Source organism: Myxococcales bacterium, from assembly GCA_022184915.1.
Taxonomy (GTDB): Bacteria; Myxococcota_A; Polyangia; order Fen-1088; family Fen-1088; genus JAGTJU01.
Genome location: JAGTJU010000001.1, coordinates 902576 through 927729, shown reverse-complemented (window position 1 = coordinate 927729; position 25154 = coordinate 902576). Strand labels below are relative to the sequence as shown.

The window sequence follows — 25154 nt, the reverse complement described above, 5'->3', positions numbered from 1 at the left end:
CGTTACAATCGAGCGCCATGAATCACGGGGAGGGATTTCGGTTTGGGTTGGCGTGGGCCGTGCTGGGATTGATGGGCGCGTGCGCTTCCGCAACCCCTTTACCCCGCACACCTGCTCTCGAGCTGTTGACGGAGCCGGAGGTATTCGCAAACGCGCCCCCGCCGGAATGGCCCACGGTGGCGCCGGAGGATCCCACGAAGGCGTCGGTGGAGGTGTCCTGCGGCGTGGCCCCTCTGTTGCCGAATGGGCGCCTCTACACCGCCCTCAGCGTGCGCGGCAGGACGATGAACGGGGAGGTGGCACCGCTCAACGTGGGCCTCGTGCTCGACCGCTCGGGCTCGATGCGCGGCCGGCCCTTCGCCGCCATGTTGCAGGCGGCCGAGGCCTTCGTCGCGGCGTTCCGCGAGGGTGACAAAGTTTCGCTGGTCGTGTTCTCCGACGGCGTATTCGAGGCGTTGCCTCCTTTGACGATCGACGCCTCCACGAGGACCGAAGCCATCACCCGGATCCGCGCCCTGGCCAACGGCGGGGGCACTTGGCTTTCAGGAGGATATTTGGCGGGCCTCTCGGAGACGTTCTCTGCGTTTTCGGCGTGGCAAGTCAACCAGCTGGTGTTGTTCTCGGACGGCCAGCCCACGAAGGGCCTTGCAGCACCCGAGGCCTTGTTCCGCATCGCTGCGCGGGCGGCCGAGCATGGCGTGGGCACCACCACCATTGGGTTTGGCCCTGCCCACGACGAACTCCTCATGCAGGGCATGGCCGACGCGGGCGGCGGCACCTATCACTTCGTGGGATCGCCTGCGGACATTCCCGCCATTTTTCAGCGCGAGGCGAACGCCATCTTGCGAACCGCCGTACGAAACACCTGGGTCGAGATCGACGTGCCGTCGGGGCTCACGGTGGAAGATGTGATCGGCTGGGACTACCTGGTGAGCGGGTCGAAGCTTTACGTCTTCGTGGGCGCCGTGCCTCATGGGGAAGAGCGCTACGCGGTCGTCAAGTACCTGCCCGAAGGCGGCTTGCGCCCCGGGCCGGTGAACACGCTCGTGACGTACGCCGATGTGAACCGTCGGGGGAAGTTTGGTGTGAGCTGCGCGCCCGGCATCGTCGCGGGCGGGGGACGCGACACGTGGGTCTTCACGCTGGCAGGCCGTGCCGAGGCGGCCTGGGGATTGGCCGAAGCCATGGGCTGGGCCGACGCCGGCAGCGACGTCTATGCGATCTCCCAGCTGGCTCATTCTCGCGATGTGCTGGCGATGATGCGGGCCAAGCTTGCCCCCGGGGCACTCGGCGCGGAGGACGCGCTGCTTGCCGAGGCGCAGACGCGGCTCGGGATCGGCGTGGCCGAACGAGCGACCAACTCATTTCTCTCGGGGGGCGTTGCGGGCCTGGTGAACTTCGCCACGAAGACCGCGGAGACGACAGCCGCATCCGCGGTGGCCGACAAAGTCGACGGAAACTTCGCCCCGCTGGTGCGGCGAGGTCTGCCGGTGACGTTCTACGGTCGCTCGGGCACGCGCTTCAGCGCGCGCGGGCAAAGGCCCTTCAAGCTCTACGCCCCCGAGAAGAGCCACACCTACAAGCAGGCCCGGTTCGACGCCTACGTGATGATGCGCGTGCGCCCACGCTGAAAGTCGCGCCTAGGGCGTGCCGAGGTCGATCACCTGATCCACCGCCAGGCCCCCCACATCGGAGTTGTCTTCGATCATGAGTGTGGCGGTCTGGCCTTTGTACGCCTCGACCGGCCAGGTGAGGGTGGCGGGTTCGCCCTTGGGGGCCGCTTCGTGCACCACCTCGGGGCCCACGAGCAGGGCCACGCGCAGACCGGGATGGCGATCTCCGTCGAGCCACAACCGGAGGGCTCCGCCCGAGAGCACGAAGGGAGAAGAGCGCAGCACACCTTTGGTGTGGCGGCCCAGCACCCGCGAATCGGCGGCAAAGCGCCCAAACGCGCCCGGGGGCGCAGGGGACGGTGTCGGGTCCCAGGCGTTGCCCTCGGGCTGAAAGCCCGCCCAGATGCCCTGCTCGAAGTCGAAGAGCACGGTGGCGCCGGGGGGCAAGGCGGGAGGCGATCGAATCGGCAGCAGGATCTGGCGAGGCGAGGTTTGTGCCCCTGAAAACATTCGTACGGAGTCGAGGCCTTCGGTGAGCGTCTTGACCACGTGATAGCGGTTGTCGAGCCCCGGCCATTCGTAGGGGCGAGACTTCCAGTCGAGCACGATGAAGTCGAAACGCTGTTCGGCGATGGCTTGGTCGAGCCCCGCGGGGCGGCCGAGCTGGGCGCCCACGTCCATCACCCCCATGCGGTGCACGAAGGGCTTGTGCCCCGAAAGCACGGCGTAAAAGGGGTGAAAGGGAATGAACCCCTCGCCCGGCAGGCCGCGCAAGATCTCGAGCAGACGGACGGCCGCGCGCCGATCGGTGCGCGAGGGCGCAAGCGCGCTTTTGTCAGGGGCGCCGTCCCTCACGCTCGCGAAGCCGAGGCCCGAAGCCACCAGCACCGCGAGCGCCACCGCACCCAGGCGCACGGGCGCCACGGCCACGAGCCGCCCGCCAAGGGCCGCCACGGCCCAAGCCGGAAAGACGATGGCGGGTATGAAGGCGTTATCGAAGGCCCACTGGGTGCCAAAGCCGACGCATGCGACCACGAACCCCGAAACGGCAAGCAACAAGGGCAGCGCGTCGATCCTTCGCAACCGCCGCCCGAGTGCCAGGCCCACGGTGGCAAGCGCAAGCGCACTGTAAAGCGGCCAGGCCTGACGCAGGAGCCGCAGCGGCGTTTCACGATAGGCCAGAGCGCGGTTGAATCCGTGGCTTTGGTGGAGCTCGAAGACGTACGTCCAAAACCAACCGCCGCTGCGGGCCTGCCAGTAGAGCACACCGGCTCCCAGCGCCAAAGCGGCGGTGACGCCGTAGATGAATCCGCGTCGCAAGTTTGCCACGAGCAGCCCGAGTCCCACGGCGATGCCCGGCAAGGACGCCGTTTGTTTCGTGAAGAAGGCAAGCGCGATCAAGAGCCCCGCGGCCACCGCGGACAGCGTACGCCGCCCGAGAAAGCCGCACGTCGCGGACAAGCCGATGAGCAACATGGCCAAAGAATCGGCGCGGACGAGATCGTAAAAGGTGCCCGTGAACACGTAGCTGGCTGCGATGGGCCCTGCGGCCCCCAGCCCCAGCGCCCCCGCCAGCAACGCCCCCCACCGCCGCGCCCCCGCGTCCAAGCGCCATGCGGGAACCACCGCCAAAACGGGTGCAAGCAGGCACACCCCTGCGAACGCCAGCACGGACACCGAACGGCCAAGCCCGTAGCCCAGGGGAAACACATGCCCGAGCCACGCGAGAAGCTGCGGATAAAAGGGCGTGTAGAGATAAGGAATGAAGTCGAGCGAGGGCGGAACGTAAATTTCGAGGCCCTGCTGCAGGCGCTGCGCGTGAAGCAGCAGGCCTCCCTCCATCCACTCGAGGTCAAGGGCGAACGTGAGGCGGGCCGCGAAAAGCTGAAAGAGCCACGCCAGGGCCACCCCGGCGGGACCTGCGGCCAGGGCAGCGGCCAGGGCAGCCAGAGCGCGGTGGAGCCGAAGAGGCAGCACGGCCTAGCCCCTCACGATTGCCACGGTGACGCCATCACCACCCTCTTCGCGCTGACCAGGACGCTGCCGTGCAACCGCGGGAGAGAGCGACAGGAACTCCCGCACGGCTTTACGGAGCGCGCCCGAGCCGTAACCGTGAATCACGAACACGGCATCGGCGCCCTCGCGCAGGGCTTCGTCGAGCCGCGACTCGACCGTGGCCAAGGCGTCATCGACCCGCAGGCCGCGCACATCGATGCTGTTGCGCCGAGATTTGAGGACCCCTGCGAACTCGTCCTCGGGGGCCGGGGCGGCCATCGGCTTGCCGGGTGGGGGCTTCACAGGCCCCGCCGCCACCACCCCCTCGCCCTTGAGGCCGCGAAAGCCCCGGCGGGCCCAGGCCTTCTTGAGCCGCTCGAGATCCAGCTTGGGGTCCGCCTCGGGCAAGCCCTCGCGGGCCGCCTCCGCCGTGCGCGCCAGCGCCTCCCGCGCCGCTGCGACCGCGCGATCGACGCCCTTGTTTGCCGCTTCGTTGCGTGCGGTCTGCACGATCTCCCGAAGCTGCTCGCGCGCTTGTTTGACGGAAGTCTCGATCGTTTCCCGGATCTTCACCGCCAGCTCACGTTCGCGCTTGACGAGGGCCTCGGTCGCGGACTTTTCTCGCTCGGCTTGGTGCTCGAACTCCGCCCGGGCCTCCGCGAGGGCGGCCTCCTGTGCGGCAAGCGAGGCCTCCCGCAGCTCGAGATCGCGCAACACCGTCTCGAGCCCCACCGACGGCGCCCCCACGAGCTCCTGCGCGCGGGCCAACACCGTCACGGGCAGGCCCATGCGCCCCGCGATGTCGAGCGCGTAGCTACGCCCCGGCAAGCCTTCCCGCATCCGAAAGGTGGGGCGCAGGTTCTCGGGATCGTATTCCATGCCCGCGTTGCGAAAGCGCGCATCGCCGTCGGCCAAAGCCTTGAGCGCGTCGTAGTGGGTGGTGCAGACGCCCAAGGCCCGGCCCTCTGCCATCGCTTCCAGGCAAGCCCGTGCGAGCGCAGCCCCTTGGTCCGGGTTGGTGCCCGCCATGAGCTCGTCGCAGAGCACGAGCGCCGGCTGCCCCCCCGTGGCGGCCACGGTCTCGAGGATGCCTGCCATGTTCGCCAGGTGCGCCGAGAACGTGGACAGATCGCCGAGCACGCTTTGCTGGTCGCCGATATCGGCCAGCACCGCCGAAAAGCGCCCCACGCGGCAACGTGCGCTGGCCGGCACGGGCAAACCCGCATGGGCCGAGAGCACGGCCAGCCCCACGGCCTTCAGGAACACCGTTTTGCCGCCCGCGTTGGGTCCACTCACCACCAGCAGCTGCGCGCCCAGAGAGCCCCCGAGGTGCACCTCGTTCGCGACCACGGCAAAGCCTTCACTCCGCGCGCGGAGCACGAGCAGCGGGTGGCGCAGATCGCACAGATCGAGTTCGGGGCCATCGACGAGCGTCAGCAGGGTGCCGTCACACGCCACGCCGTAACGGGCCAGCGCCACGAGAAAATCGAGCTGGCCGAGCCGCGCGAGATCGGTGCGAAGGGCGGGAGCCGCTTCGGCCACCAGGGCGGCGAGCTCCTCCAGGATGCGGCGGCATTCGTGGCGGATCTCGAGCTCGAGCACCTTGAGCCTGTTGTTCAGCTCGACGAGGGCCGTGGGCTCGATGAACACGGTCTCTCCGGTGCGCGACGTATCGTGCACGATGCCCATGCCCATCGACTTGAACGACGCGCGCACCGGCAACACGAAGCGATCCCCGCGCTGGGTGACGAAGCGATCTTGCAGCAGGGGCTCGTACGCCTCCGACAGGAGCAGCGCCTCGGCCTGCTCGCGGATGCGGGCGGCGAGCAGATCGCGCTCGCGGCGCAGCCGGGCCAGCACCGGGGAGGCGCTGTCACGGATCTCCCCCGAGGCGTCGAAGGTCTCGCGCGCAAGCCGCGCCAGCTCGCCCCACTCGCCGAGCGGCGCCACCAGGCCCCACACGCCAGCGGCCTCGTGCACGCCTGCGCCCGGCGCAAAGCGCGCGAAGAAGCGCCGACAGGTGGCCCCGATCTCGCAAAATGCCCCGATCCGGCTCATCTCGTCCGCCCCCAGCACGCCCCCCTGCTGCGCGAGTTGCAGGTGAGGCTCGATCTCCGGGAAGGCCAGCGACGGCATGCGGCCCTCGCGGACCAAGATGTCCATGAGCTCGCGGGCCCACTGCCCCCGCGCGCGGGCTTCCTCCATGTTTTCCAGGGGCAGCAGCGCGCGGCAAAATTCCCTGCCGCGGTCGGACTGGGCTCCCGCGGCCAGACGGTCGACCACGGCGGGCCAATCGAGAAATTCGAGGTGTGACGGGGGGACTAACACGATGTTTGCTGGGGAGTTCCCCTATACTCCGAAATCGAGATGTCAACCAAGGTCACGTTGATTCGGGGGGATGGAATTGGGCCGGAGGTCGTGGACGCCGCCGTGCGCGCGATCGAGGCCACGGGCGCAGCGCTCACCTGGGACCCGCAGGACGCGGGGGCGAGCGCGGTGCCGAAACATGGCGCCCCGCTGCCTGAGGCCACGTTGGCATCGATCCGTGCCAACCAGGTCTGCCTCAAGGGGCCCTTGGCCACACCCGTGGGGGGCGGCTACAAGAGCGTGAACGTCTCCTTGCGGCTCGAGTTCGATCTTTACGCCAACTTGCGGCCCGCGCGGAAGTTCGAGGGCATCAAGGGGCGCTACGACACGGTGGACCTTTTCGTTGTGCGGGAAAACACGCAAGGGGAGTACGTGGGCATCGAACATTACATCGACCCCACGCGCAGCGCGGCCGAGGCGATCAGCATCATCACGCGGCACGGCTGCGATAGGATCATTCGCTTCGCCTTCGAGTTCGCGCGGGCTGCCGGGCGCAAGAAGGTGACCCTGGTCCACAAAGCGAACATCTTGAAGATGACGTCGGGCCTGTTCCTGGACACGGGCCGCGACATCGCGCGCAGCTACCCCGACATCGTGTTCGAGGACCTCATCGTCGACAACTGCGCGATGCAGCTGGTGCGCGATCCCTCACGCTTCGACATCATCGTCACCACGAACCTGTTCGGAGACATTCTGTCGGACCTGACGGCGGGCCTGGTGGGGGGCCTGGGGCTCACGGCGGGTGCCAACATCGGCGAAAGCGCCGCCATTTTCGAAGCCGTTCACGGCACGGCCCCCGACATCGCCGGGCAAGGCAAGGCGAACCCCACGGCGGTGATGCTGGCCGGGGCCATGATGCTGGATCGTCTGGGGCAACGAGAGCGCGCGCAGCGCCTGGAAAACGCGGTCAGAGCGGCCATCGCCGAGGGCAAGTACACCACGGTGGACATTGGCGGAACGAGCACGACCGAGGCCTTCACCACACGGGTGATCGACCTCATGCGCTGACGGCAGCTCAGGCCGGCAAAAACACCAACGTGGGGATCCCGGCCGCCTCGAGCGCCTTTTTGATGCGCTCGTGAACGACGATGATCCCGGTGTTCTCCGCCAGGCGAAAGAGAAGCAAGCCCAGCGCGCGATCGGGGTCGATCTTCAGCTCGTCGAAGTGAGTGTCCATCTTCGCGGGGCCATCCAGGTTCTCCCACTGGGACGCTTGCAGATCGGCCGCGGCGACCATGCCGATGATGTTGACGGCCTGATAGGCAAACGTGCGCCCGTGGGTCTCGTCGACCAAGACCGCATCGAAGGTCTGAAGGTTATCCACACCGGCTGCACGCAGCGCCTCGACGAGGGGATGGCTCATGAGACACAGATACCCATCGGCCAACGCGGGCACATCACCCGTGAAGCCCTCGATGGGGGTGAGCGGAACCACGAGGGGCGTGGCGAGAGAAGCGGTGATCGGCACCCCCAGGGCCCAGCTGCGCACGCCGTCGAGCTCGATGCCGTCGCCGATGTCGTAGTAGCCGCCCTCGTCGTCCACGGGGGTGCGCGCTTGCAGAACGAAGTAACTCATTAACTCCCCTTCATGAGCGCCGAACGCGCGGACGTGTAGTACCCACTGGCGATGGGCCACTTGCGCACGGGACCGGCCAAGAAGGCCCGGTGTTGGCGTGACACCCCATCGAGGCGCCCCACGAGGCCGTAGGGAGGGCGCGCCTTGTCGGAGATCTCTTTTTCGCAGATGCCACACTTTTCGGGGGCGTGCAGCTTGATCTTGTCAGCGAGGGCCCGGAGGGTGCGCTGCACGTTGCGGCTATAGTCCGGGTGTGCGTCGTGAAACTGCGCGCCGGCGCGCTTCATGGCCGCCAGGGCGTAGTCGTTCTGAAAGCCGTAAGCGCTCCAGGCCTTGCCGAACTCCGAATCGGACCTCACCCCATAGTTCGCTGGTAGCCAAATGCCGTTTTTGGCGCCGTTGACGTCGTACCCGATGTCCTCGCGCACCTTGCCCTTTTGTTTCTCCATGAGCGCGAGCAGCGAGGGCGTTTTTTTGAGCGAGGCGTTCCCCGGAATCAAGTGATGGGCGCCCGGAACCACGGTCACCGAGCGGGTCATGGTGCCACCGCTCGCGTCTCGGTCTGGCACCGTGATGTTCCACGAAGGCCTACGGCCAAGGTTGCGGCCGAGCTTGCTCGAGTCGTTGTGCAGATTGTTCTCGGCGGCGCTTGCCGAATCGGGATCTTCGGCGAGATCGTTGGGTTTGGGATCTTCGGGTGGGGGCGCTTCGCAGGCCCAGCACGCGCCCTCGTCGGGCGCGGCCACCATGACGGCTATGGCTTCTCCGAGCTGCATGTCAGTCAACCCATCGCATTCTTTTCGTTGTGGAAGAGCGGATCGCCCATGCGGCACACGTTTTTGCCTTCGAACTTCACGTCGAAGGAGTACATCATGAACTCACACGCGCCCTTGATCTTTCCGCTCATCACGCCCCCCACCGCGCCGGCCTCGTCCCCCCGCGCTCATCTGGTACTTTGCACCCTTGGTCATGGGCATCTGCCCGTCGACCTTCACCTTCGTGGGCCCCCCGCTCGTGTGACTGGCTTGCCCCATGTTGGGGTAAGGAATGGGCAGGGGCCCGGCCGGAGGGGCAGGCGTTTTGCAGACGTCAGGAAACACGGGGCTCGTGCCCCCCGAGCCCTTGTGGACGATGCCACGCATGTTCGCGAAGGTGGTCTGTGCCATGGCGGTCTCCTCGTTAGCTCAGGGTGTAGCGGTTTCGATGAACGCACAGCCGCAGGGACCCCGATCCGCATTGGCCCATACGAGCGCGGGGCCGTCCCGGTGCCCGAGCACCAGGGACGCATCGGCGAGCGCTAGCAAAAGCGGGCCCATCGCCGCTCCCACGTCGCCGAACCCCTCCGCGGGGTGCTCGAGCAGGGCTTCGGGTGAGATGAGGTCGCGGTGGCGTAGCTGCGCCACGCCCCAGGTCTTCGCGCCGAAGCTCTCGCCGGTGAGCCCGGCGAAGACGACCTCTGCGGGACCTTGGGGGCCACGCCCCGCCGCGCGCAGGCTCTCAAGGGCGGCCGCAAGGCCTTCACCCAGGGCAGGCGCTTCGGCGTAGCGATGCCCGGCATCAAACGCCGTGGCCACACCGGAGAGCCTACACGCCGCCACCCCCGCAGCAGGGGGCACCTTCGCGAGAAGCAGCACGGCCGCCCCTTCACCGGGGATGAAGCCGTCCATCGTGTGGGGACCCAAGAGCCGCCCTTCGGCGTCCAGACGCGCGAGGCGAACGGGATCGAGGTAGCTATCCACCCCGCCCACGAGAACGTGCGTAAAGTCTCCGCGCGCGAGCGCCTCCTCAGCCGCAGCCAACGCAAAGAAGCCCGCCGCCCGTCCCTGCCGAAACACACGGCTGCGCGCGGGGTCGATCGGCACGGCGGCAAGCTGCGCCACCTGCGACAAAAACCGCCTGTCATCGAAGGCTCGACCGAACCCCGGCTCGGGCTCGGGCATGCCGAGATAAAGAGGCAGGGGTGCGGAAGCGAGCGGCCCGCTCGCGATTTCGGCCAAAGGCGACGCCATCAAGCGCAGCAGCCGACCTTCGACCTGCGCGGGATGCTGTGCTTCGAGCGCGGGGTCAAGCGGTGCCAGCGCGTCTTCGGGCACCAGCGCCAGAGTGAGGGGCTCACCGGAGCCGCCTCGTAGGGGCGACGCGGCGGTGCGCGAGAGCCCCGCACGCGCCGCCGCCCAAATCTGCGCCACGCCGATGCCGAGGGCGCAAAGAGCTCCGCTTGCCAAGAGGTACACGGGTTGATTCACGCGGCCAGCCCTACTTCCTCGAGGCCAGCCACCTCGATTCGCACCTTCTTCACCGCGAGGACCTCTTTGTCGCACGCGAGCGCGGCCCGGTAGGACAAGCTCACGCGGGCCGTGTCGGCGTGGATCCACAGGGTCTCGAGCATCGCTTGCACGATCTGCTGCCGGCGCGCCAGCACGACGTGGACCCCCACCACGAGACGTGGCACCGCAAAGGCATAGGGTCCGTCGTAAGACACGCCAATGACAGAGACCGGTTCACCGCCTTGCAGCGGGTGCGCGAAGGCGAAGGGCGCGGGGGCCACGTGAAAAAAGCGAGGATCGAAATCGGCGGGCAGGTAGGGCGCCCGCGTGCGCTGCCAGGCCGCATCGTAGGTGCCAGCAAAGCGCCGACGCGCGGCCCAGGCGGCGGGCATCGGCCCAAAGCCCACAGGGGGGGGCCTGTCCCCGAGTGTTTGCATGAGGGCCGCAGGATCTTCGATCTGCGGGGCCGGTGTGCTGATGAAGCTCTCGGCGGAGCGGCGGCCCACGAAGCCCACCCCCAGGGGATTGGCGTCTTCGCCCAGCAGGGCCCCACCGGGCGTCACCTCGTGGCAACCACCGTAAGCGTGTTCCCACACGAGCGGGACCTTCTCGAAGGGCTCGGGCGGGCAGAGCGTGCCCCCGCGCCGCCACACGCGCTTGCCAAAAATGGCCGCCGTTTTCTGCCGATTGGCAACCACCAGGCGCACGGCGCTCTGCGGGGCGGGCCGGCCCTGCGGGGCCACGGCGTGCCCGGTGAGGAGCACGTCGGTGCCCGGTTTGCCGAGGTGAAATTCGCTGACCTCGGTGAGGCTGCTCTTGCCGGGCTCGCCCCGCCACGCGTCGACCGCCGACACGGGCAGCTGCTCATCGGCCAAGGCCAGCCGCGGTCGCAAGGCGAACGTAGCTTTGACGACGGTGTAGAGAGTATCGATGCCGTGGGGATCGGGAAACACGGCCAGGGAAGCCGGCAGGCCGGACGCGTTTTCGAGCTGCAACATGGGGCCAGGCTCAGGAGGCGAAGGCGTTCATCGCAAAGGGTATGTCAGCGAGCTCTGCGGTGAACTGCCGGAGCTGCTGGCGCTGGAACGAAGTGAAGGCGCGGGTCTGAAGGTCACAAGCCCCTGCGGTGCGGACGGCCAGCTCGAAGGCCAGCACGTGCCGGCGACGCATGGGCCCCCGCGCGAGCGCGTCCCACAAGGCGGTGGGCGACAGGGGCCGCCCTCCGATGTAGCGGGTGTGCTCATCGAAGCGGTTGCGGTGGGCCGCCCACCACGCAGAAACCCGCGCCACGTCGGGGGCGGGAAGCAGGTCATCCGGTTTGGGCACGAGGTCTGCATCCAGATCGTCGAGCTCGAAAGGCACGGGCCCCGCGGGCGGCAAAGGCTCCGGCAAGGCGGCGTTTTCTGCGGCCAGGTCGAGCCCCGTGATGGCACAAAAGGCCTCGGCCGCCAGGCGCGCCTGCGCGTCTTCGTTCATCAGCTCGAGGGCCAGATCGGCCGCCCTGCGTGTGCCCAAAAACCCCAGGGCCGAAAGGGCAAAGGGCCGTGTGCGCGCAAGCCCCAGCGAGGCTTCGACGAGACGCCGTTCGCGGGGCCCCCCGAGGCAGGCCGCCAGGAACACGAAGAGCGCCGATGATTGTGCCGCGGCCCGTTCGCAGCAGCGTGCCCACGCCGCAGGCAAGCCGTGCACGAGCCCCGCGCCGACCGCGGCGTTGGCCACCTCGCCCTCGATGTCGTCGAGGCCGCGAACCAGGAGCGGCTTGGCCAGCCCCGGCGGAAGGTGCTGGGCTGCCGCCATGGCCACCCGCCGGTGCGCCGGCACGTGGGACACGGCAAGCGCGCTCACCTCGTCGGGCGGTGAAGCTTGCTTGCGAAACACACGCAAGGACACCCGGAGAGCCCGCGAGGCCTCACCCTGATGCGCGAGCCACGCTTCGAGCGCGCTCACCTGGCGCGGCTCGGTGAGCGTTTGCAGGCCGCGCTCGATGTCGAAGCCGAGGGACGCTGTCCCCCGCAGACTTTCCCCCAGGGCGCCCCACGCCGGTGTCGCGTGGGAAGCCAGCACGTGCACCGTGGCCCGCACCCGAAAAGGGGATTCGGGGCGTGCCAGCGCGGGCAACAAGAGTTCGTCGAGCGCCCGGCGCCCGCCGAGCCGCACACCTTCGAGGGCCCCCTGCAGGCGGTCGTCGGTCCAAAACCAGACCTGGCCGAGGTGGCGCGCGTGGGTGTCGAGGCTCTCCTCCCAGGAACGCCACAAAAACTCGGCCTCGTCGAAGCTCTCTTCGACGAGGGGCCACAAAACAGGGAGCCGTGAGCGCATGGGCATGTCAGTTGATGCGAACTTGCCCACCCTTGATCCGGTTCGTGCCTTCGGCGTAGGACTCGATCTGCGTGCCTTGAATGATCACACGGCCATTGGCGCGCAAGGTGATCGAGGCTTTGCCGCAAGAAAGCACGATCTCGCGCTCGGCATGAAGACGCAGTCGCTGTCCGTCGACGTCGGCCTCGATGGGCGCACCCGCGGGCGCCAGCGGCGCCAGCGGCGGCGCCAACGCCAGGCCCACCACGGCCACCACCTCGAGACCTCCCGGGGCCCTGAACACGATGACGGGGCGTTGCTCGGCGGCGATGCGCTCGAGGCGCGCGGCCGACAGCGGCACCTGCAGCGCGGCCCGCTCGGGGCCCTGCCCCACATCCACCCAGGCCCAGACCCGCCCCGCCTCGTCCTCGTTCGCCGCCACCAGCGCCGCCGTCCGCGCCTGCCCCAGGGCCAGCGGTGACATACGCTCCTTAGACCTCGGGCTCTCCATCCCGCGAGTTTCGCCGGGTGCGGGCGCCAAGTCCATAGGCCGCCTGCCCAAAAGCGACGGGACTGCGATAGGCTGGCGCTGGCAGCATGGCCATTCGCTTCAACCAAGAGCTGTTCGAGGAGAGCCTAGAGGAGGCGGGCACGCTCTTCGTGCGGCGCTGCCAGGACCTGGATCCTCCCGAGCTCGGCCTGTCTCAGGTGCGATCCCTCGATGACCGTCTCGACGCCCATCTGGATCTGCTGTTTTTCGGCGGCAAAGACGCAGCAGACTTCTGTCGTGCGGTCCCGCTCGACGGCGGAGGAGCCGTGTACGCGGCCACGCGAACGCTCGCGCATGCGGGGAACATGGCGGCCTTGAGGGTCACGGCGAACGAGGCGCTGGCGCTGAACGTGGATCCCAACCGCCTGGCGGCGCGGGAGCCCTCCCCTGCCGAAGCGCTGAGAACGGCCCTGGCCCACGAGCCCTGGGGAGGTGACCTCGGCGACGTGCAGGCGACGCTCGTTGCCGGAGGCGCGGCGCCGGAGGCCGAGGCGTTGGCCTATGCCGCCGGTTACCAACGCTGGGACGTGGGGCCGGCCTTGTTGGCGGGCCTTCGCCAGGGCGTGCCGACCCCTGCCACGTGGCTCTGGGCTTTGGGGCAAATCGGTGAGGCGCCCGCGCGCGATGCCCTCATCGAAGCGCTGGGGGCAAGCGAAGCCCCGGTGGCCCGCGCCGCGGCACTGGCCTTGTGCCGGACAGAAGACCCGCAGCTGGCGCACTGGCTGCTGGCGCAAGCGCTGAACCAAGCATGGGCGCCCGTGGTGTTGGCGTTCCTCGGAGGTCCCCGCGCCGCATCCCTCCTCGCCAAACACATCGAGACCGGCGACGCCTTCGCCACCTTCGCGGCGGGCCTGCTGGGAGATGGCGCCCTCGTGCCCACGTTGCTGCGGGCCTTGACCATCGAGGGCCTCGCGCCCGCTGCCGCACAGGCGCTGCACCTCATGAGTGGCATTGGTCCGGTCGAGCACGTGATTGAGCCCCCGAACGCAGACGAAGCGTCACGAGAGCGCGCGCCGAGCGACGCCGACCCGCTGTGGCGGCTGTCTCAGGACGAGGCCCCCTGGACCGAAGCGCTCGCGCGCGCCCGCTTGGTGCTTGCCCCCGCCACGCGCTACCGCATGGGTAAGATCGCAAGCCCCGAGGAGAGTTTGTCGGCCCTTTACTCGCAACACCTGCGCGGGCAGATGCGTGCGCTGCTCATCGATGAGCTCTTCGTACGCTACGGTCTTGGCGTACACCTGAGGGCCGATCAGCACGCGGGACGCCAGCTGCGCGTGCTCGAGAAGCTCGAGGGCTTTCTTCCGCAGATGGCCACGAAGCCTGTGCCGGGGGCGTTTTCGTTTCAGGGACGAGGGGGCTTTGCGTGACGGAGCTCAGAGGCCGTAGCGCTTGAGCTTCTCGTAGAGCGTCGAGGGCGCGATCCCCAGCGTACGCGCTGCCTGCACTTTGTTCCCCCGGGTCTGCGTGAGCGTTTGCTTGATGGCCGCGCGTTCGAGATGTTCCAATCTCTGGCCTCCCAGCGGGAGGCGCTCGAGCACCGAGGGCGCGCCTTCGTGGCCAAGCGATCTGAAGTGCCTGGGCTCGAGGGTGCCCCCGTCCGCCAAGGCGAGGGCCGCTGCCAAGGCGTTCTTCAGTTCCCTGACGTTCCCAGGCCAAAGGTGCGCACTCAGCAACACGAGAGTCTCCGGGCTCAGCAAGAGCTCGGGGCGCCCCAACTCGGCGAGCAGATCATTCGCGAGCCGCGGCAGATCTTCCACGCGATCGCGCAGGGGAGGCACGTGAACCAGGGCCACGGCGAGACGAAAATAGAGATCCTGCCGAAAGGCGGCAGACGAAGCGACCGCTTCGATCGCGCGGCAGCTCGCGGAAACGACGCGGACCTCCCCCGCCCCTACAGGCATGTCGCCGAACGAGCTTCGCCCGTCCAGCCAGCGCAAGAGGCTCTGTTGAAGCGGGCCCGGAAGCTCAGCGACCTCGTCCAAAAAGAGCGTTCCGCCCCCCGCGCGCGCCGGGGCGCCCGGTGCGTCGTCGTCGAAGAGGTCCCGCGCGTCGGCGTGCACGTCTCGACAGTCGACGCGCACGAAAGGCGCGTGGGCGCGGTGACTTTCCTCATGCAGCGCGCGCGCCAAGAGGGCTTTGCCCGTGCCGGTCTCACCCAGGAACAGTACGTTGACCTGGCTACGAGCGAGACGCCTCACCTGCTCGACGACGTCGAGCATTACGCGTGACGAGGCGTGCACACGTGCCAATCCCGATGGACTCACGGTCAAGCCACCGTGTAAGCTGGTCATGGTCGAAACCCTTCCTGGCAGGCGCCCCCGATGGGCACCGTTCTGGACGGCGGTCTTATACCAACGCCCTTTTGCGACGCGTGTGACGTTTCAGAGCCAGGGCGTGTCGCGAGCGACCGTAGCCTCCGGTTTCGAGAGGGTGCAGGTCAGGGTGGCACCGTGGGCAAGCCGTCGGGGGCGCCGCGTGTACGAACATCCCATCCATCGCAGAGCCGGGCATCGATGGGCCAGGGTCCCGTGGTTCCGCCGAGGTCGAAGCGCGCCTGGCCCCGCCCCGATCCCTCGATCGGGGACCGCAGGCCCTGACCCACCCGAAGCTGACCCACCACCGCATCGGCGTTTTCGTCTTCGACCACGTAGTCGACGACCAGGGTGTTCCCGTTGCGGGCGTAGCTTGCGGAAATGGTTGGCGATCGCGCGTCTGCCGGAAGAGGGCCCAGACCTGCCGTCATCGCCTCGGTGAAGGGCAACGCATCGAGCTTCGCCACGAACCTCTCGAGCGTCTCTGCTTGCCACCCCTCGAGCGCGCGCCCCGGCTCGGGCGGCATCTTCGGACGGAATCCCGCGGCATAGGGCGTGATGTCGGCGAGGATGAGCCGCCGCGCCGCATAGAACGATGACGGAGGTGAGAGCCCCGCAACGAGGTCGTCAGCCTCCTCTTGTTTGCAGACGCTCGAGGCGTCGAGCAGGTCGAAGCGATAGTTGCCACCGTCCTTGGCGGCCGTCGAGCCGTGACAGTGCAGGCACTGCCCCTGAAGGATCGGATACACATCGGCCCACGTGGGGTCTGTGGCCGCGTCAGGCGGTGAACAAGCGCCCCCCACGGCGAAAGCAACGATTGGCAACCACGATAAAACCTTCACCATGGCCTCACAGGAAGTAGTGGAGCTGCGCGAGCAGCGTGGTCATCGCGCGGGCACCGTCGGCGGCTTGGTGGCGCGCCACCAGCTGAAGCTCGAAGTGGGGATAGGGAAACCACGACACGAGGCCCGTGAGCGCATTCAACGCCGTGTTCTGCGTGGCGAGGTCGGTCTGCAGCCGTTCGCCCCACAACGTCACCAGGAAGCCGCGCAGCGGGGGCAGCCACGAGGCGCCCAGCAGCCCGGCAAACTGCCCCACGGCGTCGACCCCCTCCGGCATGTTCTGGATGTAATTGCCCTCGCCCATGACGAGAAGACGTGCGGGCTCGATGTAGCCCTTGAGCACCACGCCTCCGATGCCCCGCTGGGCGCCCTCACGGCTGGCAAAGCGGCCCTGGACGGCGACGCTGGCGAGTTCGTTCAGCACCCGTCTTTCGGCGTAGGCGGCCACCCCGGTCTCTTGGCTTCCGTTTTGAAGGAAGTCCGGGGCAAAGAGCGTCAGATGCGCTTCCCAGCCGTTGTCGAGGAAACCCGCAGAGACGTTGTACGTTTCTTCCAGGATGTTGAAGCCGAGGTCGCGGCGCACGTACACGAGGTGTTCGGCGAGCCGAAGGCCAAAGGGGGCAAAAAAGCGCCCAGCCCGCACGTACATGCCACGCGCGGCAGGCTGCCAGATCGCCCAGTGCTCACGCGAGACGAGGCGGCTGCCGCTCTCGGGCTGGAAGTTGCTTTGCGGCACCGGGGCGTCGGCGCTTCGCACCTGGGCACGTCCCCCCACGATGCCCTGAAATGCGAACGCTCCCGCCTCGAGGCGCACGTGTGCGTCGAGCTGCATGGGAAAGAAGGCGTTCTTTGGTTGATCGGGGCCGCCGTTGTCGTTCGATAACATCGCGAAACGCAGGTCGAGCCCCAACTTCAAGACACGAGGAAGGTCCGCGGCGCCGTGAAGAAACGCCCCGTCGCCCTGCCACGTCGAGAGCTCCTCACCGATCGCATCGCGACCATAGCCGTTGATGAGGCCACCGCCCGTGGGGGCGTAGTGGCACTGATTGCAGCGTGTGGCTCCCGCAGAGAACTGCCACTGGGGATAAGCCTGCGCGGCGCGGGGCGCGAGCAGCATGACGACAAGCCCCAGCCCAAGGAGAGCAAGGAAACCAAGGAACGAGGTCTTGCCCCCACGTTTCATCCCACACCTCCGCCGTCGTTGGCTCCGCCAACGTCCGCATCAGACGCTGACGCTGCGTCCAGGTTCGCGGCAGGAGCGGCGGCATCCGGTGCGCCCGCATCGGCGCCCGGTGCCAACGGTTCTCCGCAACGGGGGAGGAGGTCCTGCGGACTTCGCTTGGCACCCGCCAGGATCCAGCGCTCGATGAGCTCGATATCCGCGAGGGGGAGCGGCCGATCCGGCGGCATCTGCTGCGTGCCGCGTGCGAAAAGGGTGTTCACCAACCTCGACTCGTCAGGGCGACAGGGCGCCACGAGGGGTCTCGTCGTCGGACACAAGATCCCACCCCGCTCTGCCCTGCAGACGGCAGGCGCCACGCCCACGGCCCCAGGGTCGAGGTACTGCGCCTCCTGCGCGAGCAAGCTCTCGTAGGCCTTCCCAGGCTCCGAGAGATCAAGCCCTGCGGCTGCGGCCTGCGCAGAGTGACAGCTGGCCGTGGCGCAGTTGGGCGCAATGATGACGGGCGCGATGAAGGCCCACTCCGCGGGACGCTCATCCACGTCATTGCAGCCGGGCACGAAACAAACCCAGCACGCCATGGCAAGAGCGATCCGCTTGCAGCTGGCGATTGCAGGTTTGCAGGGGCGTTCGTGCCGAATCACGCCCAGTGCCTATCCTACTGCGCCTGGCCGTGGCAAGTGACGACTTGATGACGTACGGACGGCGACACGCACAGCCTTCAGGAGCCCGCATCTCGCTGGGAGACGGGCCGACACGGCACGAAGATACGACTGGCATCGAAGCACGAGCCGTCGTCGTAGCGCACCATGACCTGTATCTCCGTATCGCTGAGCGCGGCGTCGCCCGCCTCGAAAGCCGAAGGCGCATCGGTACACGTGACCGTGGCACACGCGGCGGCACCCGCACCACAAGCTCCGCGGACCTCGAGAGTCGCCGTGGGTGAAGCGGCGCCCGCACGCTGAAGCCACCAGGAGAGCTGTGGCGTACCGCCATCAGCATCTGGGAAGGTCAGCAAAGCCGCCTCGATCCGAGCGGACTGTCCCACGGCGATTTCGCCAGGGTACGCAGCGACGATCTTCACGCGCGGCGTTTCGCAGGCGGGAAGGGGGCCTGTCTCGAAATCGAAGCGAGGGCCATCGCTCGCCACGAGGGCCGCGTCTGCACCCGCGTCGGGCGACCAAAGCCCATCGCCGCAGGACACGCACAAAGCACCGACGAGTAGAGCCAGGTTGATTCTCGTGCGCGCGTTCATGGGACCGCTTCTCGTCGACATGACCGCGCCTTGCTACGGGGACACGCAGGGGCCGCGGTTGGCCACGGAGGCGCCCACCGCATTGGCGAGGCAGACGTTCGTGTACTGTTTGCCGTTGCATGCGCACACGGGGGCGTACTGTATCGTGGGGCAAAGACGAGGGCGCTCCACGCAAACACCGACGCGCACCGGGTCCGCGCACGTTCCGTCCGCAAACGAGCAGAACATGGAGGCCGGACAGCCTGCGTTCACCGGACCTCCGCAGGGGATCGGCGCGCAAGCGCCTTCCGCGAGAACCGATGCCCCAGCCGCTGCCGCCAGACAGCGGTTCGCATACGTTCTTCCGTCGCAGCCACACACGGGCTCGGACACACTGGGGCACGCCACCGGCGCCGCCGTACATACACCCGTTTGGCCAGGACTGGCGCAGACGCCGTCCGGATACGTACACGCATAACCTGCCGCGCAGGTGACAGCATTTGGGCCTCCGCAGCTGCAGGCGCCTGCGTGGGCCACCGAACGATCTGCCGCGGCGGCTTCGCACGCGTTGGCATAGGTCACGCCATCACAGCCGCAGACGGGGTCGTATTGTTGCGAACAGGTGAGCGGCCTCTTCAGGCATCCGCCGGAGGCGTCCCCGCAGGCCAGCACGAAACAAAGCTCGTCGCTGCTGCAGGCGTTTGCGCCTGGCGCACAGGGCTTTGCGAACTCGAAGCCAAATCCTACCTCCGCCACCCCGTTTCGGCGGAGCACGAGCGTCAAAACAGCCGTGGTGCCCGCAACCAAAGTCTGTGTCTGCGGGGCGCTGCGCCACTCAGCGATGTCCGAGGTCGTCACCGAAGCGCAGGCCGACTCGAAGGCTTCCGCCTGAAAATGAACAATGCCGGTGGGCAGGCCCCCCGCGGAGAGAGACGTGACCTTGCCCGCCTCGACGTCCAAGGAAAACTGCATCGTAAACACCCCCGCCACCGTGACGCGCAGGCAGCGCACCCCCTCGGGAACCTCTTGGACCCTCACCAGGGCACGCGCCTCACGCACCAGGTCCGGGTTGCTCGGGCCTTCGGGGGCCAGCACGTCGTCTCCGCAGGACGCAAGGGACCAGGCCGTCATCAAGGCAACCAGGACGCCCCGCGCACGGGTCTGTGCTGAACGATGCCGAGGGAGTCGCATCTACCGTCTTATACACGGGCCGTGGCGGGCGGAAGCGAACAGTCGTGTCAACTTACGGTGACAACCCTTGCCACGAGGATCCGGATACAAAAAAGGGCAGGCCCCACGAGGTGACCTGCCCTTTTCCGTCCCGGAGCGCCCTGGACAGGCGCCCCTCAGTAAAGCCCCAAGGGCTTAGTTGTTCACGAGCGAGTCATACGAACGGGCGTCGATCGCGCATGCCGAGAGGGGCTGGCTCGAAGGAGCGCCACAGCCAGCGCTGCCCTGAGCACCCACGCACAGCGCGGCAGGCAGCGGAATGAAGCCCGCGTTGCTGCAGATGTCGCCGAGCACGTTGCCCGGCTGCCCCACCGTGAAGAACTCCTGCGCGATGCGGACCTGGTCCTCGCAGTAGGCCTTCGTGCCGCCCCGGTTCTTGCAATCCTCCATGATGTTCTCGAAGCCGCGCGAGGCGTTCATGAAGAGGAGGCGCGAGAACGGGTAGCTGCCGGCCGAAACGGCCTCACCCGAGGGTGGAAAGCCATTCAGCTTGACGGGCTCGTTTGACAGGTGAACCGTGGGCTGCGAGTTGTTGAACGCCGCTTCGCGGCCTGCGTAGCCCAGGGTGCACTTCGAGTTGGCCGTGAGGCAACCGATGTTCCGCGTGGCGTCGCTCTCCTGGCAGACCACGTCGGCGGCCGTGAGGACCTTGCCGTTGGCGAGCGCGCTGTTGTTCAGCACGGCCATGTTGTGACGCCAGTAGGCGGTGACGGGCAGACGGCGGTTCAAGTCGGCAAAGGAGACGGTGCCGTCGTCTGCGTGGACCACGAAGTTGTACGAACGGCCGTCGGTGCCCGCCGGAGCGGCCGGAGACGCAGAGCGTTGGTTCGCGATGCAGTTGAAGGTACGGAAGGCGCCGTCCTCGTAGTAGGGGAAGCGGCAGCGACCCGCCGAGGTCTTCGTGCCGTCGGGGCAAATGTTCAAGGCCGCGTTGATGTACTGCTGGTAGGCGAAGAGGCGCTTGCATTGATAGTCCGGATAGGCCTGGGCCACGGTGGCCGTGTCGGTGGAGCGGATGGCGCGGACGAGACCGAGCCGGCCGTCGCGGGCGCAGATGTCGTCCTCGGCAAGGCACGCCGTGCGGATCGGGTCGCCCAGATCGAAGGCGGCTTCACCACTCGGGCCGAAGTTCGTTGGGATCACACCTTCGATGTCGCCACCGTCGCAGAACGAGAGGTTCGCAGGCATGGGCGTGATGGCGCGGGGAATGCCCGAAACCACGTCTGCGCGTGAGGTGATGTTGGTGGACACGTTGAACGCCACGCCGATGAGCTCGAGGAACACGCCGGTCGTACCAGAGGCATCGTCGCGACGGAACGCGCGCACGAGGCCCGAAGGGCAGCCGCCGCTCTGCGAGCAAGCCACGCCCTGGAAAAGATTTCCCCAGTTCTCGACGACTTCGCGGCGCACGGCGCTCCCACAGCGGGTCACGCGGTTGGTGGTGTTCGCGCAGGTGCCGTCGGCGTTGGTACAGCCCGTGTATACGAGCCGAATCACGTCTTTCCAGTCCGCGATCTGATACCCGCTGGCCAGGGTACCGCTGTTGCGGAGAGCGCCCACTCCACGATCCGGGAACTGGTTACCCGTGTTCGGCGTGGTGGACGACGCGAAGTAGGCGGCGCACGATGCTGCGTCGGTGCCGTAGGCGCCGATGGAATCGTTGTTGCCGAGGATCACGAGGCCGTCGGCGCAGAACGCAAGGCCCTCGGCCTGATCGTTCGTGCTGCCGGGGAAGTTGGGGTCGTCATCGCAGATGCCGCTTTGAAGCGGGCGGGACATGCCCGAGATCTCCTGGCAGCCAGGGTTGGCTTCGGGAGCACCGTTGCCGTCAGAGGGTGTACAACCATTGTTGGCACCATCGCCGGAGCTGGGCGAGCCGGCAAGTTGACGCTCGCCGCAGGACGAACCGCAGCCGAAGTAGGTGTTGATGCCGCCCGAAAGCGGAAGCTGAAGGAGCAGGTCGTCCATCACCTTGTTGAGCGTGTCGGAGCCCGAGATGGCGTTGGGCGTGGCGCGGGTGGTGTCGATGAAGTTGGGATTCTGTGCGAATGCCGGGCTCGTCATGCCCAGCACGAACACGGAACCCGCTACGAGTCTCATGGTGCGATTCATTGTCGTTCCTCCTGGATGATCGCTCATGTGCAGCGACCAAGCGGTTCGAAGTTGGCGGAATACCCTTTCGAGGCAGGAGTCGTATAGCCCGGGCATTCCCCGCGAGGGGTTACGATTCAGAAAACGAACCGCGACCAAAAGACCACGCATCGACCGCATCTGTCGCGCGACCAAGCCTTGGACGCACGGGCCACGCCCGCCATGACGATATCTCCGATAATCGAACACTTTGAATCGGTGACCTCACCGATTCCAGGAGAAGCGGACGTGTTCCGTCGAAGACTTGCGACCGGATCGTCACACCGGGCCTCCGCCCTTGCGGGGTATACGAGGGACTCGATTCAGACCACGTCGCCAGGTTCATGCCGCGCGACAGATCATCGTGTTCAACCACAAAGACAACCAGGAGCAAACCATGTTCAAGAACTTCGGAACCGTCGGCGCGCTTGTCGCCGGCCTTACGCTGGCCGCTTGTAGCGGCGGCCCCGAGGGCGCCAACTCGCCCACCACCGGGTCCGTCAACTTCGACCTGACCCTGCCCGACGAGCAGACGGTCGACACCATCAACCTCCAGATCTCGTGCCCCGCCAGCAACGTGACCCAGAGCCACGTGCTGAATGTGGTCAAGGGATCGGTAACGGCTTCGTTCGGTGGTCTCACCCCCGGCGACTGCACCGTGAGCCTGGCCACGCAGGCCTCTGACGGCACGGACTGCACCGGCTCGAAGGCCTTCACCGTTGTGGCCGGACAGACCGTCGAGGTGGAGGTCACCTTGCTCTGCCAGGCTGTGAACATGAGCGATGACGGCGCCGCCGTGGTCATCCCCACGTTCGACAAGCGTGCTTGCAGCGCTGACCGTATCAAGAAGGTCTACGCCATCCCCGCCAACGTCCTCACGGGCGAGAGCACCACGGTCGAGGCCGAGGTGCACGCCGGCGCGGTCGTGGGAACCCCCGCCTTCTCTTGGTCGGTGCGCAATGACGCGACCAACACGGGCGTGGGCACTTTGGCCACGGCCACCTGCGCAGCCGGCTCGTCGGCCTGCCAGGCCTTCACCTGCACCGGCCTTGGCGCGAGCCCCGTGGTCGACACCCGCACGGGTCTGCCTTCGGCGGGCGTGTTCGTCAGCCTGAAGTTCGAGGACGACGACTGCTTCGACACCGAAGAGGTGTGGGTACAGTGCGTTCAGGCCAGCCAGTGTGGCGACGGTGCCAAGGAAGGCGCCGAGGCTTGTGACGACGGCAACCTCACCAGCGAGGACGGCTGCTCGGCGAGCTGCGTGGTCGAAAGCTGTGGCGACGGCATCATCCAGGCCGGTCTGCAAGAAGTGTGTGACGGCACGGTGGGCGTGGGCGCCAATCAGGCTTGCGCTTCGGACTGCAAGTCGCTCATCAACAACCCCGTCTGCGGCGACGGCGCCAAGAATCAGCCCTCTGAAGAGTGCGACGGCACCGACGGCATCGTGCCTGGCCAAACCTGCGGCGCCGACTGCAAGATCGTCGTGGCGTGTGGCAACGGTGTGGTCGAGGCCGGTGAGGAGTGCGACGAGACCTCCGCAACCTGCGTGGCTTGTAAGCGCGTCGCAGAGGACCTCTGCACGCCTTGCCTTTCGACTCTTCCCGAGATCGGCGAGTTCCTGGCCGGCGTGTGTACGCCCGACCAGGCTTGTGCGGACGTTCTGTCCTGCCTCAAGGCCAACCCCACCTGCTGGACCGAGATCGCTCCTGCAGCGTGCTACTGTGGCAATAGCCAAGCGGACATCGACGCTTGTGAAAACCCCAGCTTCGTTCCGCAGGGTGACTGCGCGGCCATCATGAAGGCCGGCGCCGGCGAAAACCCTGCGAACGCAGACGTGCTCGCGCGCTACTTCGACTTCAACTACTCGATGGGCAACGCGACGGTCATCTGGGACTCGGCTTTCATCAGCTGCAACGCCCAGTGCTTCTAAGCTACTAAAGAGAGAAGCTTGACGAGGGGCCCCGGCTTAGGCCGCGGGCCCCTTTTCTTTTTTGGCACGCCGGGCTCAAAATGTGGCGGCTCGGTGAAAGTCAATCATCGGTTTGGTTACGGCGCGGGAAAAGTTCGCCGTACGGGCTCTTCTGGTCTGGCTTGCGAACCGACGGAATGGCAAACGAGCGGAGCGCTCAGGCGGGAACATGCCGCCGGTGCCCCAATGTCTGGTGACGCCATGAAAAGAACCCTCACCTCGAAGAATGTTCTCCGCTCGCTCTGGCTCTTTGCGTTCGTGGGAGCGTGTTTTCCCGGTTGCAAGCGGAAACCCGCGGTGCCCCAGGCACCCGTTCAGGTCAAGCCCGCCGATCCCGCGGTGGAGCTCGAAGAGACCCTGGCCAAGCTGCCCACCTTCGTAGACAAGGACGTCTACAAGGGTTTTTGGAACATGGCCCGCCGGTGCAACGTCGATGTGGCCCGTTCGGCCTTGTCGTGCAACTCCGACTACTTCGAGAACATCGTCAAGATCTGTGCACGGGGGCTCAAGCCGCGCCACGGCGTTCTGCAGACGGTCTCGTTCGTCCTCGAAACCGGCGATGACAAGATGAAAACGGCCGCCGCCGAGCTTTTGGCGCGCGCCTACGCCAAGAACGCAGGCACGGTGCCGAACAAGGAGATCACGCGCAAGCTCATGGCGCAGTTTGCAGCGCTTCCCGAGGCCCAGGCGCTCGACGTGGCACCCGTGCTCACCCATGTCGTGGGCTCCGTGGGTCTCGAGGGCGAGCTTTACCCGCTCATCGACCAGCCTGGAAAGCAGAAACTGGCCTCCGCGGTTTACCGCAACATCATGACCACGGCCCGGTTGAGGGTCTTCGAGAAGCTCTGGGACGTTGCCCGGAGTGACTCGCTCGAGGTGTCTGTGGCTGCCGTGGAAGCGCCCCGCGCCCTGGGCGGGCGCACCCTCGAAGAAAACAAGCAGGTATGCGACTGGATGAAGGACCTCACGAAGGACACGCGGGCCGTCATCGTCACGCGGGCCCACGCCTTTTTGGCCTCGTGTGGAAGCCCCTACCTCGAAAACGTTTTGGCCAGCGACGAGGCGCGGCTTGCGGCGGGAAAGCCCCTGGCGGCAGGACTCGACGTATACCAGAGCCTCTGTGGCGCCGACGCCCGCAATGCGTATGGCGACCCGACCCGAGCCCAATGTTCGCGCCTCAAGAAGCTCGCCTTGGCAGTGGTCAAGGATGCCAACGCGCGGGAGGGCGAGCGGGTGCAAGCCCTTGGAATCCTGGCGGAACAGTTTCCGGACAAGGAGACCTTGGCCCTCGCCACACGTTTCGCCGAGGGCGACGCCGCCTCGGCGTTGTCACGGAAGGCCCACGCAGCCCTTCAGGATTTGGGCGCGGGCTCGGTTTCCCAGGGTCACTAGCCAACGAACTTTGGCCAGGTCCTCCACATGCGCGCTGCAAGGTTGCTTTTGGTCCTTGTGGCGTTCGGGTTCGGACAGAGTCGTGCGATGGCATTTTGCCTGGCGAGGCAATGCGATCCCGATGCAACGGACGGGGCGGCCTGCCAGCGCGACGCGGCTGGGTGCTCGATACAAGGCGCACCGCTCAGGCGCAGCAGCC

At 67.1% G+C, this 25154-nt stretch carries 20 protein-coding genes and 1 pseudogene; 5 read left to right on the top strand and 16 right to left on the bottom strand.

The annotated features are described in order from the left end of the window. Positions 1-17: 17 nt before the first annotated feature. On the top strand, positions 18-1631 hold the full coding sequence (locus KA712_03800; GenBank protein ID MCG5052063.1) for a VWA domain-containing protein: 1614 nt from the start codon (positions 18-20) through the stop codon (positions 1629-1631). 9 nt (positions 1632-1640) lie between these two features. Here KA712_03800 and KA712_03795 read toward each other — a convergent pair whose 3' ends face one another. Next, a complete protein-coding gene (locus tag KA712_03795) occupies positions 1641-3590 on the bottom strand; it encodes a DUF2029 domain-containing protein (GenBank protein ID MCG5052062.1) in 1950 nt (649 codons plus the stop codon). Between the two features lie 3 nt (positions 3591-3593). Next, positions 3594-5936 (bottom strand): Smr/MutS family protein, encoded by a 2343-nt coding sequence (locus tag KA712_03790; protein ID MCG5052061.1) that lies wholly within the window; start codon positions 5934-5936, stop codon positions 3594-3596. A gap of 39 nt (positions 5937-5975) precedes the next feature. Here KA712_03790 and KA712_03785 point away from each other — a divergent pair, with 39 nt between their 5' ends. After that, a complete protein-coding gene (locus KA712_03785) occupies positions 5976-6983 on the top strand; it encodes an NAD-dependent isocitrate dehydrogenase (GenBank protein ID MCG5052060.1) in 1008 nt (335 codons plus the stop codon). Between the two features lie 7 nt (positions 6984-6990). Here the strand turns inward: KA712_03785 and KA712_03780 are convergent, their stop codons facing one another. The 7 genes and pseudogenes from KA712_03780 to KA712_03750 form a co-directional block, all read right to left on the bottom strand. Continuing rightward, positions 6991-7551, bottom strand: a complete 561-nt coding sequence (locus tag KA712_03780; protein ID MCG5052059.1) for a hypothetical protein — start codon at positions 7549-7551, stop codon at positions 6991-6993. Then, on the bottom strand, positions 7551-8327 hold the full coding sequence (locus tag KA712_03775) for an AHH domain-containing protein (protein MCG5052058.1): 777 nt from the start codon (positions 8325-8327) through the stop codon (positions 7551-7553). Before KA712_03775 ends, KA712_03780 begins: the two co-directional genes overlap by 1 nt. Positions 8328-8332: 5 nt before the next feature. Then, a pseudogene (locus KA712_03770) lies at positions 8333-8717 on the bottom strand (DUF4150 domain-containing protein). Positions 8718-8735: 18 nt separating this feature from the next. Continuing rightward, positions 8736-9797: a hypothetical protein gene (locus KA712_03765; GenBank protein ID MCG5052057.1), complete on the bottom strand. Its 1062-nt coding sequence runs from the start codon at positions 9795-9797 to the stop codon at positions 8736-8738. Continuing rightward, entirely contained in the window at positions 9794-10816 is a 1023-nt protein-coding gene (locus KA712_03760) for a DUF2169 domain-containing protein (GenBank protein ID MCG5052056.1), read from the bottom strand. The genes KA712_03765 and KA712_03760 overlap by 4 nt, the downstream gene beginning before the upstream one ends. Positions 10817-10826: 10 nt before the next feature. Then, on the bottom strand, positions 10827-12137 hold the full coding sequence (locus KA712_03755; GenBank protein ID MCG5052055.1) for a hypothetical protein: 1311 nt from the start codon (positions 12135-12137) through the stop codon (positions 10827-10829). Positions 12138-12144: 7 nt separating this feature from the next. Next, complete coding sequence (locus KA712_03750) at positions 12145-12600, bottom strand: hypothetical protein (GenBank protein ID MCG5052054.1); 456 nt, start codon at positions 12598-12600, stop codon at positions 12145-12147. A gap of 113 nt (positions 12601-12713) precedes the next feature. Here KA712_03750 and KA712_03745 point away from each other — a divergent pair, with 113 nt between their 5' ends. Continuing rightward, positions 12714-14033 (top strand): hypothetical protein, encoded by a 1320-nt coding sequence (locus KA712_03745; protein MCG5052053.1) that lies wholly within the window; start codon positions 12714-12716, stop codon positions 14031-14033. 6 nt (positions 14034-14039) lie between these two features. On the opposite strand, the gene KA712_03740 is transcribed toward KA712_03745, so the two are convergent. The 7 genes from KA712_03740 to KA712_03710 all read right to left on the bottom strand — a co-directional run bounded on the left by KA712_03740 (position 14040) and on the right by KA712_03710 (position 21564). Beyond that, positions 14040-14957, bottom strand: a complete 918-nt coding sequence (locus KA712_03740; GenBank protein MCG5052052.1) for a sigma 54-interacting transcriptional regulator — start codon at positions 14955-14957, stop codon at positions 14040-14042. 146 nt (positions 14958-15103) lie between these two features. Beyond that, positions 15104-15802, bottom strand: coding sequence for a hypothetical protein (locus tag KA712_03735; GenBank protein ID MCG5052051.1), 699 nt, complete (start codon positions 15800-15802; stop codon positions 15104-15106). A gap of 25 nt (positions 15803-15827) precedes the next feature. Further along, positions 15828-17003 carry a hypothetical protein gene (locus KA712_03730; GenBank protein MCG5052050.1) on the bottom strand — a complete coding sequence of 392 codons (1176 nt, stop codon included), beginning with the start codon at positions 17001-17003 and terminating at the stop codon, positions 15828-15830. Continuing rightward, on the bottom strand, positions 17000-17644 hold the full coding sequence (locus tag KA712_03725; protein MCG5052049.1) for a hypothetical protein: 645 nt from the start codon (positions 17642-17644) through the stop codon (positions 17000-17002). Before KA712_03725 ends, KA712_03730 begins: the two co-directional genes overlap by 4 nt. A 77-nt stretch (positions 17645-17721) precedes the next feature. Further along, positions 17722-18255: a hypothetical protein gene (locus tag KA712_03720; protein MCG5052048.1), complete on the bottom strand. Its 534-nt coding sequence runs from the start codon at positions 18253-18255 to the stop codon at positions 17722-17724. A gap of 33 nt (positions 18256-18288) precedes the next feature. After that, a complete protein-coding gene (locus tag KA712_03715) occupies positions 18289-19425 on the bottom strand; it encodes a hypothetical protein (GenBank protein MCG5052047.1) in 1137 nt (378 codons plus the stop codon). A 174-nt stretch (positions 19426-19599) separates the two neighbouring features. After that, the gene (locus tag KA712_03710; GenBank protein MCG5052046.1) at positions 19600-21564 is read right to left on the bottom strand and encodes a hypothetical protein; all 1965 of its coding nucleotides are present in this window, start codon (positions 21562-21564) and stop codon (positions 19600-19602) included. 394 nt (positions 21565-21958) lie between these two features. Between KA712_03710 and KA712_03705 the strand changes: the two genes are divergently transcribed. Together KA712_03705 and KA712_03700 are read left to right on the top strand one after the other, a co-directional pair. Beyond that, on the top strand, positions 21959-23524 hold the full coding sequence (locus KA712_03705; protein MCG5052045.1) for a hypothetical protein: 1566 nt from the start codon (positions 21959-21961) through the stop codon (positions 23522-23524). Between the two features lie 240 nt (positions 23525-23764). Next, the gene (locus KA712_03700) at positions 23765-24955 is read left to right on the top strand and encodes a hypothetical protein (GenBank protein ID MCG5052044.1); all 1191 of its coding nucleotides are present in this window, start codon (positions 23765-23767) and stop codon (positions 24953-24955) included. Positions 24956-25154 lie beyond the last annotated feature (199 nt).

What these genes read in the sequence shown, in the direction of transcription:
- KA712_03745 (MCG5052053.1), top strand. Translation starts at nt 12,714, where the DNA reads ATGGCCATTCGCTTCAACCAAGAGCTGTTCGAGGAGAGCCTAGAGGAG.
- KA712_03750 (MCG5052054.1), bottom strand. Translation starts at nt 12,600, where the DNA reads ATGTCACCGCTGGCCCTGGGGCAGGCGCGGACGGCGGCGCTGGTGGCG.
- KA712_03740 (MCG5052052.1), bottom strand. Translation starts at nt 14,957, where the DNA reads ATGACCAGCTTACACGGTGGCTTGACCGTGAGTCCATCGGGATTGGCA.
- KA712_03760 (MCG5052056.1), bottom strand. Translation starts at nt 10,816, where the DNA reads ATGTTGCAGCTCGAAAACGCGTCCGGCCTGCCGGCTTCCCTGGCCGTG.
- KA712_03780 (MCG5052059.1), bottom strand. Translation starts at nt 7,551, where the DNA reads ATGAGTTACTTCGTTCTGCAAGCGCGCACCCCCGTGGACGACGAGGGC.
- KA712_03715 (MCG5052047.1), bottom strand. Translation starts at nt 19,425, where the DNA reads ATGCGACTCCCTCGGCATCGTTCAGCACAGACCCGTGCGCGGGGCGTC.
- KA712_03730 (MCG5052050.1), bottom strand. Translation starts at nt 17,003, where the DNA reads ATGAAACGTGGGGGCAAGACCTCGTTCCTTGGTTTCCTTGCTCTCCTT.
- KA712_03720 (MCG5052048.1), bottom strand. Translation starts at nt 18,255, where the DNA reads ATGAACGCGCGCACGAGAATCAACCTGGCTCTACTCGTCGGTGCTTTG.
- KA712_03775 (MCG5052058.1), bottom strand. Translation starts at nt 8,327, where the DNA reads ATGCAGCTCGGAGAAGCCATAGCCGTCATGGTGGCCGCGCCCGACGAG.
- KA712_03755 (MCG5052055.1), bottom strand. Translation starts at nt 12,137, where the DNA reads ATGCGCTCACGGCTCCCTGTTTTGTGGCCCCTCGTCGAAGAGAGCTTC.
- KA712_03710 (MCG5052046.1), bottom strand. Translation starts at nt 21,564, where the DNA reads ATGAGACTCGTAGCGGGTTCCGTGTTCGTGCTGGGCATGACGAGCCCG.
- KA712_03700 (MCG5052044.1), top strand. Translation starts at nt 23,765, where the DNA reads ATGAAAAGAACCCTCACCTCGAAGAATGTTCTCCGCTCGCTCTGGCTC.
- KA712_03785 (MCG5052060.1), top strand. Translation starts at nt 5,976, where the DNA reads ATGTCAACCAAGGTCACGTTGATTCGGGGGGATGGAATTGGGCCGGAG.
- KA712_03800 (MCG5052063.1), top strand. Translation starts at nt 18, where the DNA reads ATGAATCACGGGGAGGGATTTCGGTTTGGGTTGGCGTGGGCCGTGCTG.